Source organism: Alkalilacustris brevis (genome assembly GCF_003350345.1).
GTDB classification, from domain to species: domain Bacteria; phylum Pseudomonadota; class Alphaproteobacteria; order Rhodobacterales; family Rhodobacteraceae; genus Alkalilacustris; species Alkalilacustris brevis.
In genome coordinates this window covers 17685-29868 of sequence record NZ_QNVJ01000020.1, presented here as the reverse complement: position 1 = coordinate 29868, position 12184 = coordinate 17685, and the positions used below count along the sequence as shown (strand labels likewise).

Here is a 12184-nt window from a genome sequence, read left to right as displayed (position 1 = left end):
CAATGACGAAATGGGGAATGGTCATCGACCTGGACAAGTGCACCGGCTGTCAGGCCTGCACGACCGCCTGCGCGATGGAAAACAACACCCTGCCGGGGGAAAACTGGCAGGACGTGCTGTTCTATCACGAAGGCACCTATCCGACCGCCAAGCTGACATGGCTGCCAAGGCCCTGCATGCAGTGCGAGAACCCGTCTTGCGTGACGGTCTGCCCGACACGCGCCACCTACAAGGACGATGAGGCAGGCGGCATCGTCTTTGTTGACTGGAACAAATGCATCGGCTGCAAGTACTGCATGATCGCCTGCCCCTATGGCGTGCGCTTCTATGCCGACGAGCAGCCGGTGGTGGAGCCCGATGTGCGCGACGTGTTCCCGGGCGAGGGGCAGCTCTGGGCGCCGCCCTATCAGAACCCCGAAAGCGACGCGAGGCGGGGTATCGGCATCCAGCCAAAGGGCGTCGTGTCGAAATGCACCTTCTGCTACCACAAGGTCAGCCAGGCGCCCGAGGGTGTGGCCGACCTGGATGAGGACAACCCGGAAACCAAGGAATACGTGCCCGCCTGCGTGCGCACCTGCCCGCCCAAGGCGCGTTATTTCGGCGACCTGGACAACCCGGATTCCGAGGTCAACCGCCTCATCGCGGACAAACGCGGCGTACGCCTGAAGGACCATACAGGCAACCGCCCGCAGGTCTATTACCTGGGCTCGGGTGCCGATGTGCCCGCCTATGATCCCCCGTCGGACAGCTGAAGGAGGGCTGAGAGATGAACAACGGTAACATCCTCAAGGGGCCGCTCGGCACTGGGCTCCTGATTGTTTCGGCGGCTGCCGCCATTGCCGCCTTCGGCTACGCGATGCTCGACCTGATGGCGGTGGGGCATCGCAGCTTCAACACCTCGTCGCAGATGCCCTGGGGCCAGCCGATCGCGACCTATCTCTATTTCGCGCTGGCCTCCTCGGGGCTGGGCATGATTGCCGCGCTGCCGCTGGTGTTCGGCTTCAAGCAGTTCTACCCGCTGGCCAAACGCTCGATCTATCTGGCCTTCATCATCCTGATCTCGGGCATGGCGGTGCTGGCGATGGAACTCGGCCATGTATTCCGCATGCTCTGGGTGATTCCGTTCAACCTGCAGATCCAGTCGGCGATGTTCTGGATGGGCGTGTTCTATGTGGCTGACCTGCTGTTCCTTCTGTGGAAGTTCCAGAAGATGGAAGGCCGCGAATGGGACAGCAGGACCAGCCGCCAGATCGGCATCGCCTCGTTCCTCGCGGTGCTGTTGGCCAGCGGCAATCTGGCGCTGATCTTCGGCATGATGAGCATGCGACCCTTCTGGTTCGATGGCCTGATGCCGATCTACTTCTACCTCACGGCGGTGGCCAGCGGCCTGGCTGCGGTGGTGTTCTTCACCTACCTCGCCTACGGCTTTCGCCGCGCGGCCATGCCCGCAGCGATGCGCGCCATGTTCGAAGGCCCGCTGCCGAAGCTCTTTGCGGCGGTGCTGGGCGGCACGGTGCTGTTCATCGCGGTGCGCGCGATCACCGGGCTCTATACCAACAACCCCGAGATCCATCTGGTCTGGCGTGACTTCCTGTTCGCCTCGCCGGTCTATCAGGCGTCGCTCTGGCTGGGGATCGTGCTGCCCTTCGCGATCATGCTCATGGCCGGGCTGCGCGGCAACCCGGCGGTTCAGGTGCTGGTGTCGATGGCGGTCTTCGCCGGGCTGTTCGCCGAGCGCTACTTCTTCGTCGTCGGCGGGCAGGTGGTGCCGCTCTTTCGTGGCACCTGGGAATGGGGGTTGATCGAATACACGCCCTCGCTCACCGAATGGGCGCTGACGATCATGGGCTCGGCGATGCTGTTCGCGCTCTATGCCGCGGGCGAGCGGTTCCTCAACCTCTCGGCCATGCCCGACGATTTTCTGGCGGCCAACGGCAGCGAAGCCACCGCCTGAGCGGTGCGCTGACAGACCGACGCACAGGGCGGTGCCATGCCGCCCTGTTGCATCCCGGGCGCTTTCCCCCGGTCACATAAGCAGGAGCGACAGACCCATGACCGACAACATCGCCGTGACAAGCCATTCCCGGCGCGATTTCTGGCTGTGCCTGGCGCGCGCCTTTGGTCAGCCGCAAGGCGACGAATTTCACCACGCCTTTACCGCCAGCCTCGCCGACGATCTGGAAGCGATCTGCGATGAGATCGGCCTCATGGCGGGCGAGGACATCGTCGCGCTGCGCCGCGACGCCGCAGCCATCGGCGAACCGGTCGATCTGCTGCGGCTCTATTCCAAGCTGTTCCTGGCGCCGCCGACGCCTGTCATGCTGAACACCGGCTTCTACATGGAGGGCGGCAAGACCGGCCAGATCGAGCAGGAACTGCGCGCCTTTATCGCCCGCCATGGGCTGCAGAAAAGCGAATCCCTGCGCGATTTCCATGACACTGTGCCGCTGCAGCTGGAAATGCTGGCCTTTCTCCATGCCCGCGCGGGCGATCACGCGGCTGCCGGCAAGGACATCGAGGCACGCGCCTTCGTGTCCGAGGCCGAAGCCTTCATCGCCCGCTACCCGGCGCGCTGGATCACGCCCTTCCTGCGCGATCTGGAGAAAGCCTGCAGCGAACATGACCTCAATCGCGCCTATGAACACCTCGGCCGCATCCTGTGGCTGGGGGTCGAGCAGGTGCGCGGGGGTGCGAAAGTTCAGGAATTGCCCGCCGGCGCCGGCCTGCCGCCGGGCTCGGCCCGCGGCATCGGTAAGCCCTCGGCCGAGGATCTGGCAGAAATCGCCTACCGGCTGGAACAGGCCGGGCTGGCCTGGAACCATGTCGCGGCCAATGAGGGTTGGAGTGATGCCGTATTTGCCGCCCGGCGCGCGCGCGGTGATGCCGATGAGGGTGCGGGCGTGGGCCGGGCGGCGACGGCATGAAACTGGCCTGCGTAAGCCTGGCTGGAAAGGGGCGCACCGATGCCTGCCTGATGCAGACAGTGGCGCTGATGCGGCGCGAGGGGCTGCGTCTGGCCGGCACGGTGCAAGACAACCCCGTGCGCGCCGATCGGGCGAAGTGCGACATGGATGTGCATGTGTTACCCGATGGCCCGGTGCTGCGCATAAGCGAGGATCGCGGCGCGCAGGCGCGCGGCTGCCGGCTTGATGCCGGCGCGCTGGAGGCGGCAGTGGCGGCCACGCTGAACCGGCTCGACGCTGCGGAGCTTCTGATCGTCAACAAATTCGGCAAGCAGGAGGCCGAGGGGCGCGGCTTCGTGCCGGCGATTGCCGACGCACTGGATCGCGGTCTGCCGGTGCTGGTGGGGGTGAACCCGCTCAACCACGCTGCTTTTCACCGCTTCGCTGCTGGCATGGTGCACGATTTGCCCGCCGATCCTGCCGTGATCGTCGCCTGGGCGCGTTCCCTGCGGCGAACCCGCGCGGCGTGAGGGGCCCGGTGTGGGCGCCTGCATTCGCAATGACGACACATAAGGACAGGATAGCCTGAATGCCCGTTACCAAGGAAGCGATCCTGGCGCAGTTGAACGCCGTACCCCTGCCCGATGGCAGAACCTTGACCGGCGCCGACATGGTGCGCGCCCTGCAGGTTGATGGCGGCAAGGTGCGCTTTGTGATCGAGGCCCCCGATGCCGCCACCGCACGCAGACTGCCTCCGGTGCAAAAGGCCGCCGAGCAGGCGCTGCGGGCCATGGATGGCGTGGGTGACGTGCAGATCGTGCTGACCGCGCACAAGGCGAAATCGCCGCCGCCGCAGCAGCCGACCGGGGGCGCCGGGCAGGGCGAGCCGCCGCAAATGGAAATCGGCCGCCACCCCACCGGCAAGCCTGCGCTGAAGCCAATCCCCGGCGTCAAGCGCATCCTCGCCATCGGTTCGGGCAAGGGGGGCGTGGGCAAATCCACCGTTTCCTCCAACCTGGCGGTGGCCATGGCGCGGCAGGGCTGGCGCGTGGGGCTGCTCGATGCCGATATCTACGGACCCAGCCAGCCGCGCATGATGGGGATGGACCAGCCGCCCATGTCGCCCGACGGCAAGGCCATCATCCCGCTGGAGTCGCACGGGGTGAAATTCATGTCGATCGGCCTGCTTCTGCCCAGGGGCGAGGCGGTGATCTGGCGCGGGCCGATGCTGATGGGCGCATTGCAGCAGCTTCTGAACGATGTGCGCTGGGGCGAGCTTGACGTGCTGATCGTGGACATGCCGCCGGGCACGGGCGACATCCAGCTGACGCTATGTTCCTATTTCGATGTCACCGGCGCGCTGGTCGTCTCCACCCCGCAGGATGTGGCGCTTCTGGATGCGCAGAAAGCGCTCGTGGCCTTTACCAAGCTTGGCACCGAGGTGATCGGCCTGATCGAGAACATGTCCACCTATATCTGCCCCGACTGCGGGCATGAGGCGCATATCTTCGGCCATGGCGGTGTGCGTGCAGAGGCTGAAAAGCTCGGTCTGCCCCTTCTGGCGGAAATCCCGCTCAGGCTCGATGTGCGCGTGTCCGGCGATGCGGGCAAACCCATTGCCCTGGGCGAGGATGCCATCGCAGAGACATACCGCAAACTGGCCGCCCGGCTGATCCACGCGGCAGAGCGCAAGGAAGCCGGCGCCTGACTGCCTTGCGGGAGTTGCGAAAGCGCCCGGCGGACCGCTGCCACGGATCTCGAAAGGCACAGGCGTCGCCATGCGCACGCGCGATCGCTGCGTGACGGCATCCCTGTTGCGCAACCCCTTTCGGGAGCGCGCGTGATGCGGCGACAGTATCGCGCCGCCGTTCTCGGTGGATGAGCGCACGAAGGTCGGGCGAGTTCCGGAACAGAATCGATCCAGTTGCCCCTTTCGCCTATGGCGCCCCGAGACACTTACGCGGGAACCGGCGCATCGCCTCCGACCAACCGGAAACTGGCGGCCTCGGCCACATGGGGCGGGCGGATTGTCTCGGCCTCGTCGAGATCGGCGATGGTGCGCGCCACGCGCAACACCCGGTGATACCCCCGCGCCGAAAGTGCAAAGCGCTCGGCCACCCGGGTCAGCAGCCCCCGGCCTTCGGGGCAGAGCGTGGCAATCTCTTCCAGTGCTTCGCCTTCGGCGTCGGCGTTCACGCGCATCCCGTCCCGACCGGCAAAACGCCGTGTCTGGGTTTCACGGGCACGCGCCACGCGCTGGGCCACCTCGGCGCTGCCTTCGCCCGCTGCCGGCAGGTCCAGGTCGCGAAAGGCCACCGGCGGCACCTCCACCCGCAGGTCAAAGCGGTCCATCAGCGGCCCCGAGATGCGCCCCAGGTAATCCGCCCCGCAGCCCGGCGCGCGCCCGCAGGCCCGCGCGGCATCGGCCAGGTGCCCGCAGCGGCAGGGATTGGCTGCCGCGATCAGCAGAAACCGGCAGGGATAGCGCACATGCGCATTGGCGCGCGCGACCACGACCTCACCGGTCTCGATCGGCTGGCGCAGGGTTTCCAGCACCGTGCGCGGAAACTCCGGCAACTCGTCGAGAAACAGCACCCCGTTATGCGCCAGGCTGATCTCGCCGGGTTTGGCGCCTCGCCCGCCGCCGACGATGGCGGCCACGCTGGCCGTGTGGTGCGGGCTGCGAAAGGGCCGCGCCCGGTGGATGCCGCCTTCGCCCAGAAGCCCCGCAAGCGAATGGATCATCGAGGTTTCAAGCGCCTCTTCCGGGCTGAGTTCCGACAGGATGCCGGGCAGCCGCGCGGCCAGCATCGACTTGCCCGATCCGGGCGCGCCGACCATCAGCATGTGATGCCGCCCCGCTGCCGCGATCTCCAGCGCGCGCTTGGCGCGTTCCTGACCTTTCACGTCGCGCAGGTCGCGGCCCGGGCCCGGGGCGACAATGCTGCCCGGCGCCGCCGGAGCCAGCGGTGCCTGCCCGGTGAAATGGCGCAGCGCTTCGTCCAGCGAACCGGTGGCCAGCACCTGCACTGCCCCTACCCAGGCGGCTTCGGCCCCGCAGGCCTTGGGGCAAAGCAGGGTCTGCCCGTTTTCGGCTGCGGCCATTGCCGCAGGCAATGCGCCGGGCACGGGCATCACGCGCCCGTCAAGCGAAAGCTCGCCCAGCGAAAGCGTTCCCTCGATGGCGTCGCGCGGCAGAACCTCGAGCGCGGCCAGCAGCGACAGGGCAATCGGCAGATCGAAATGCGACCCCTCCTTGGGCATGTCGGCAGGCGCCATGTTGATTGTTATGCGCTTCGACGGCAGTGCGATCGCCATGGCGGACAGGGCGGCGCGGACCCGCTCACGCGCCTCTGACACGGCCTTGTCGGGCAGGCCGACGATGTGAAATGCGGGCAGCCCGGGCGCGAGGGCGCATTGCACCTCGATCAGGCGCGGCTCGACGCCTTCGAATGCCACCGTGTAGCTGCGTGCGACCACGTCGCCCTCCACCGCCGCCTGAATGGTTAACGGCTAGGTCAAGCAGGTTTAGGAAGGGTTAACGCCCGCCAGGAACATTGATGAAGCCTTGCCAGTGCCGCCCGGGGGGTGCGCGGCGGGTGCGCGTGACAAGCCAGGGGCGGGCTTGGCCTTTCACAGCGCGGCGAGGCCTGCGTATTTTCTCTTTTCACCGGCGTGACAGCGGCGTATATAGCCCCGGACTCCCCCGAAAGCGAGGATCAGCGGCCAAGCGCCGCGGCCGTTTTCCCGGCGCGGGAGAGATATGCGAAGGAGGCATCCGATGAACAAGCCGTTGATGGCCAAGGCAACCGCCGTCTGGCTGGTGGACAACACGACGCTGAGCTTTCGACAGATTGCCGATTTCTGCGGTCTGCACGAGCTTGAGGTGCAAGGCATCGCCGATGGTGATGTCGCGGCGGGCGTCAAGGGTTTCGACCCGATTGCCAACAACCAGCTTGACCCCATCGAGATCGACAAGGCGCAGGCCGATCCGGACTATCGCATGAAGCTCAAGTTCAACCCGGCTGCCGTGGGCGAGGAAAAGCGCCGCGGCCCGCGCTATACGCCGCTGTCCAAGCGGCAGGAGCGCCCGGCGGCGATCCTCTGGCTGGTCAAGTTCCACCCCGAGCTGACTGATGGCCAGATCGGCAAGCTGGTGGGCACCACCAAGCCGACGATCCAATCGATCCGCGAGCGCACACACTGGAACATCTCGAATATCCAGCCGATCGACCCGGTCGCGTTGGGGCTGTGCAAACAGTCCGAGCTTGACCGTGCCGTGCAGCAGGCTGCCAAGAAGCGCGCGGCCGAGGGCGAGGTGATGTCGGACGATGAGCGCCGCAAGCTGGTCTCGACTGAGACATCGCTGGGCATGGCCCCCGAGCCGAAAATGCCCGCCGCGATTGCCGGACTCGAGAATTTCTCGCTCAGCGGCAGCAGCGACGGGGCCGCGGAAGAGGAAACCAAGGATCCGGCGGATTACAGCGACGCCGAAAGTTTCTTCAACCTGCCCGATGATGACGGCGATGACGAGGACGACGAAGAAGACAACCGGTAAAAGGGCAGGGGGCTTGATGCCCCCGGCTTGGGCATCGCCGCCGGCGGCCGGAGGGCGGTCGCCGTGCCGGCTGCCGCCTCAGAACGTCTTGCGCGCCCGCAGTGCGGCCGAGATCGTGCCGTCGTCCAGATAGTCCAGCTCGCCCCCGATGGGGACACCCTGCGCCAGCGAGGTGATGCGCACGCCCGTGCCCTCCAGCGCCTCGGCGATGTAATGGGCTGTGGTCTGGCCGTCCACCGTGGCGTTCAGCGCAAGGATCACTTCGGCAATGCCTTCCTCACCCATCCGCGCCACAAGCCGGGGGATGCGCAGATCGTCGGGACCAACGGCATCGAGTGCGGAAAGCGTGCCGCCCAGCACATGATACCGCCCCGTGAAGGCGCCGCCGCGCTCCATCGCCCAGAGATCGGCGACATCCTCGACCACGCAGATCTCGCCGGTGGCGCGGGCTGGATCGGTGCAGATCGCGCAGGTCTCACTGGTGCTGATATTTCCGCAAACGGTGCATTCGCACGCGTTGCGCGCCACGGCCTCCATCATCTGCGCCAGCGGCACCATCACCGCCGCACGCTTGCGGATCAGGTGCAGCACTGCCCGCCGGGCCGAGCGCGGCCCCAGCCCCGGCAGGCGGGCCATCAGTTCGATCAGTTCTTCGATCGGGGCGTTGCCGTGGCGCATGAGGGCTTCGTGCTCCGCGCGCTCAGAAGGGCAGCTTCATATCGGCCGGCAGGCCGAGGCTTTCGGTCAACCGCCGCATTTCCTCCTGGCTGCGGGTTTCGGCCTTGGCCTGCGCATCCTTGATCGCGGCGAGGATCAGATCCTCGACCACTTCCTTTTCCTCGGGGTTGAAGATGGTCGGGTCGATGTCGAGCGCGGTCAGCTCGCCCTTGGCGGTGCAGGTGGCCTTGACCAGCCCCGCACCACTTTCGCCCACCACGGTTATTGTTTTCAGTTCTTCCTGCAGGGTGGTCATCTTTTCCTGCATCTGCTGGGCAGCCTTCATCATCTTGCCCATGTCGCCAAGGCCACCGAGTCCCTTGATCATTGCTTCAATCCTTTCGTTCAGCCGTCTTCGAACGGATCCCATTCATCTTCGACTTCGGGCAGGGCCTCTGTCGCGGCCTCCGCTTCGAGCGCTTCGGGGCTGCGTATGGCAGTAATCTCGGCCTTGGGAAAGGCCTCGAACACGGCGCGCACCAGCGGGTTCCTGTGGGCTTCCGCGCGGGCGCGGGCCTCTTCGGCCTCGTGGGCCTCGGATATGGTCGGCTGACCGCCGCTGCCCACCACCGAGACCGCCCAGCGCGCGCCGGTCCAGCCCTGAAGCCGCTGTGCAAGCCGCGCGGCAAGGTCCGGCGGCGCGTCGCTTGTCGGTTCGAACTCGATCCGCCCCGGTGTATAGCGCGCCAGCCGCAGGCAGGTTTCCACCTCGATCAGCAGCGTCACGTCGCGCCGGGTGCGGATCAGCTCGACCACATGGCTGAAATCGGGAAATCCGGCAAGCGCCTGCGCGGGCGCTTGGGCCAGCGCCGTGGCCGGGCCGCCGCCGCGGCTGGCTCGGGGCGCGCCGCCGCTGCTGCCCGGCGCGTCACCTGCTGTTGATTGTGCCGCAGTCTGTGCCGTTGACTGCGCACTACCCCCGGGGCCACGCGCAGCGCCGCCCGAAACGGGCGTCCCTGCGGGGACGGGCGGGGTGGTTTGCAGCTTGCGCAGCAGTTCCTCGGGGCTGGGCAGTTCGGCCACATGGGTCAGGCGGATGATCGCCATTTCTGCCGCCATCATCGCATTGGGGGCCTGAGCGACCTCTTCCAGCGCGGCCAGCAGCATCTGCCACATCCGTGTCAGCGCCCGCATCGGCAGCCGCGCCGCCATGTCGCTGCCGCGGGCACGCTCATCGGGACCGATGGTGGGGTCTTCGGCGGCTTCGGGGGTGATCTTGGCGACACTGATCCAGTGGGTGATCTCGGCGAGGTCGCGCAGCACTGCCATCGGGTCGGCGCCTTCGGCGTATTGCGCGGACAGTTCGGCCAGCGCGCCGGCGGCATCCCCCGACATCACCATGTCAAAAAGGTCCAGCACGCGGCCACGGTCGGCGAGCCCCAGCATCGCGCGCACCTGGTCAACGCCGGTTTCGCCCGCGCCGTGGCTGATCGCCTGATCGAGCAGGCTGAGCGCATCGCGCACCGACCCTTCGGCGGCGCGGGTGATAAGCGCCAGCGCGTCCTGGGCGATGGCGGCACCTTCGGCCTTGGCGATGCGGTCCAGATGGGCAATCATCACTTCGGGCTCGACCCGGCGCAGATCAAAACGCTGGCAACGCGACAGCACCGTGACCGGCACCTTGCGGATCTCGGTGGTGGCGAAGATGAATTTCACATGCGCCGGGGGTTCCTCCAGCGTCTTGAGCAGCGCGTTGAAGGCGTTGGTCGAGAGCATGTGCACTTCGTCGATGATGTAGATCTTGAAGCGCGCGCTGGCCGCCCGATAGGCGACCGAGTCGATGATCTCGCGAATATCGCCGACGCCGGTGCGGCTGGCCGCGTCCATTTCCAGCACGTCGACATGCCGGCCTTCGGCGATGGCGAGGCAATGCTCGCACGTGCCGCAGGGGTCGGTGGTGGGGCTGCCGGTGCCGTCGGGGCCGATGCAGTTGAGCCCCTTGGCGACGATCCGCGCCGTGGTCGTCTTGCCGGTGCCGCGAATGCCCGTCAGCACGAAGGCATGCGCGATCCGGTCGGCGGCGAAGGCATTGCGCAGGGTGCGCACCATGGCCTCCTGCCCGATCAGGTCGGCGAAGGTTTCGGGGCGGTACTTGCGGGCCAGCACCTGATAGGGCGTTGCGGTTTCGGTCATGCGGCGAGCCATTCCCCCGAGGATTCGCGTTCTCCGCCAAGGTAGGGGCAGAGCGGGTGAGCGTCCAGCCATCCGATGGGGCGCAAGCATGCGAGGCCGCAGCGCGCGGGAGTTCTCCGGTTGTCCGCGGGGCATGAAAAAAGGGGCGCAGCGCGGCGCCCCCTTCCAGTATCATTGTCGCGCCGTTTCGGCGCGCCTTGCAAGCCCGGTTTCAGCGCGTATCGGGCCCGATATGTTCGGCCAGATAAGTGAGCACGGTTTCGCGCGTGTCGGGGTCCAATTCCCACATGCCCTGGCTTTCCACCATCCAGTCGAGCAACTCGTCCCACACTTCGCGCGAGTATGCGCCATTGGTGACGGTGCGCAGCGAATGGCAGGCGATGCAGTTGTAATACACCTCCTCCACGCCCTCGCCGGGCGGCAGGGGATAGAACTCGTAGTCTTCGTCCACTTCCTGGGCAAAGACCGAACTTGCGCCGAGAAGCAGGGCGGCCGAAGCCGCCCCGCCAAACACTCTCAACAAAGGCATGTTTGTTGTCATTCCTTTCCCTCTTCTCACACCGCGGTGAAGTGGATGCGGTGGCAGGAGTTGTTGAGATAGCCGCGCGGGTTCCAACCCGGCACCACGACCGGCTGGCCGCGGCCCTGATCGTCGGTCGCACGGGCCCATACCTCGTAGTAGCCGGCCTGCGGCGGCGTGATCTGCGCGCGCCAGCGCTGCCAGCTGTAGCGGTTCGGTGCGGCGTGCAGTTCCGCCTGCTGCCAGGTCGCCCCGAAGTCGATGGAGGTTTCCATCTTGGTGACATGGTTGTCGCCGGCCCAGGCTTGTCCGCGTACCTCGAAAGCGCGGCCAGCGGCGACCTGCGCCCCCGCTTCGGGGAAGGTGATGACCGATTTCACGATCATCGACCCCATCACCATCATGTCTTCGTGCGGCACTTCGGCGCCGGCCTCGACCGGATAGCGCGGTACACGGTAGCTGAGGCCCGTCATGCCGGGGCCGTCATGTTCGCGGTCGCGCACCCAGACACGGGTGAGCCATTTCTGGCTGGCCGACCCGGCCCAGCCGGGCGTGATCATCCGTACCGGGAAGCCATGCTCGATCGGGATGTCCTCGCCGTTCATCTTCAGCGCGACAATGGTGTGCGGGTCCATCATCTTGTCGATCGGCCCCCCGCGCGAGATCGACGGGCGGTCGGGGTCGCCCGACAGGTGCTCGTCATAGCTGAAGTGCCCGGTGTAGACAGCGCTTTGCTTCAGCCCGGCCGCGCGCAGGAGGTCGCTAAGGCGCACGCCCGTCCATTCCGCGTTGCCGATGGCGCCGACCGACCAGGGGTTGCCGCGCGGCAGCGGGTTGAAGCCTGCGCGCCCGTTGCCGCCGCACTCGATCTGCAGGCGCAGGGTGACATGCTCGAAATCGTTCATGAGCTGGTCGTAGCTCAGCTCCATCTCGTTCTCGACCTCGCCGTCGATCTTCAGGCGCCAGGCAGCCTTGTCGATCGGGTCGGGCATGGTGCCGTTATTGCGGATGAAATGCTTGTCGGCCGGGGTCACGTCGTCATCGAGCAGATGCGCGGCGGCTTCGACGTTCACCGGGCGGTCGTTATGGACGATCATGTCCGGGTGCTTTGCCTCGAAGCGGAAGGCATCGACAGTTTCGGCCAGCGCCGCCGGGATCAGCCCGGCCGGCATGTTGGAGCTGAAGGGGATTGTCGTGCCCAGCACCGCGCCCATCGAGGCAAGGCCCGCGCCCTTGAGAAAGCCCCGGCGTCCAGGGCCGGCCTTGCGGCCGAAAACCAGTTCATCGGCGCGTTCCGGGTCTTCATTATAGAGCTCTACGAGCCCGCGTTCAATCTTGCGCATGATGCGTGTC

At 66.6% G+C, this 12184-nt stretch carries 12 protein-coding genes; 6 read left to right on the top strand and 6 right to left on the bottom strand.

The window, feature by feature from the left end; genetic code table 11:
• Positions 1-2: 2 nt before the first annotated feature.
• From DQ229_RS02720 to DQ229_RS02700, 5 genes are all read left to right on the top strand, one after another.
• Positions 3-752: a 4Fe-4S dicluster domain-containing protein gene (locus DQ229_RS02720; protein ID WP_202909497.1), complete on the top strand. Its 750-nt coding sequence runs from the start codon at positions 3-5 to the stop codon at positions 750-752.
• A gap of 14 nt (positions 753-766) precedes the next feature.
• Entirely contained in the window at positions 767-1954 is a 1188-nt protein-coding gene (nrfD, locus tag DQ229_RS02715) for an NrfD/PsrC family molybdoenzyme membrane anchor subunit (protein WP_114964741.1), read from the top strand.
• A gap of 97 nt (positions 1955-2051) precedes the next feature.
• Positions 2052-2924 (top strand): TorD/DmsD family molecular chaperone, encoded by an 873-nt coding sequence (locus DQ229_RS02710; protein ID WP_162300730.1) that lies wholly within the window; start codon positions 2052-2054, stop codon positions 2922-2924.
• On the top strand, positions 2921-3433 hold the full coding sequence (locus DQ229_RS02705; protein WP_114964739.1) for a DUF2478 domain-containing protein: 513 nt from the start codon (positions 2921-2923) through the stop codon (positions 3431-3433). Before DQ229_RS02710 ends, DQ229_RS02705 begins: the two co-directional genes overlap by 4 nt.
• Positions 3434-3492: 59 nt before the next feature.
• Positions 3493-4611 (top strand): Mrp/NBP35 family ATP-binding protein, encoded by a 1119-nt coding sequence (locus DQ229_RS02700; RefSeq protein ID WP_114964738.1) that lies wholly within the window; start codon positions 3493-3495, stop codon positions 4609-4611.
• 248 nt (positions 4612-4859) lie between these two features.
• Here DQ229_RS02700 and DQ229_RS02695 read toward each other — a convergent pair whose 3' ends face one another.
• A complete protein-coding gene (locus DQ229_RS02695) occupies positions 4860-6383 on the bottom strand; it encodes a YifB family Mg chelatase-like AAA ATPase (protein ID WP_114964875.1) in 1524 nt (507 codons plus the stop codon).
• A 301-nt stretch (positions 6384-6684) separates the two neighbouring features.
• Here DQ229_RS02695 and DQ229_RS02690 point away from each other — a divergent pair, with 301 nt between their 5' ends.
• Positions 6685-7461: a DUF1013 domain-containing protein gene (locus tag DQ229_RS02690; protein WP_114964737.1), complete on the top strand. Its 777-nt coding sequence runs from the start codon at positions 6685-6687 to the stop codon at positions 7459-7461.
• 78 nt (positions 7462-7539) lie between these two features.
• Here DQ229_RS02690 and recR read toward each other — a convergent pair whose 3' ends face one another.
• The 5 genes from recR to DQ229_RS02665 all read right to left on the bottom strand — a co-directional run bounded on the left by recR (position 7540) and on the right by DQ229_RS02665 (position 12174).
• Positions 7540-8139: a recombination mediator RecR gene (gene recR / locus DQ229_RS02685; protein ID WP_114964736.1), complete on the bottom strand. Its 600-nt coding sequence runs from the start codon at positions 8137-8139 to the stop codon at positions 7540-7542.
• Between the two features lie 22 nt (positions 8140-8161).
• Positions 8162-8506, bottom strand: a complete 345-nt coding sequence (locus tag DQ229_RS02680) for a YbaB/EbfC family nucleoid-associated protein (RefSeq protein WP_114964735.1) — start codon at positions 8504-8506, stop codon at positions 8162-8164.
• Between the two features lie 17 nt (positions 8507-8523).
• Entirely contained in the window at positions 8524-10311 is a 1788-nt protein-coding gene (locus DQ229_RS02675) for a DNA polymerase III subunit gamma/tau (RefSeq protein WP_114964734.1), read from the bottom strand.
• A 211-nt stretch (positions 10312-10522) separates the two neighbouring features.
• Positions 10523-10840, bottom strand: a complete 318-nt coding sequence (locus DQ229_RS02670) for a hypothetical protein (protein ID WP_155326426.1) — start codon at positions 10838-10840, stop codon at positions 10523-10525.
• Between the two features lie 26 nt (positions 10841-10866).
• Complete coding sequence (locus DQ229_RS02665) at positions 10867-12174, bottom strand: sulfite oxidase (protein WP_114964732.1); 1308 nt, start codon at positions 12172-12174, stop codon at positions 10867-10869.
• Positions 12175-12184: the final 10 nt, after the last annotated feature.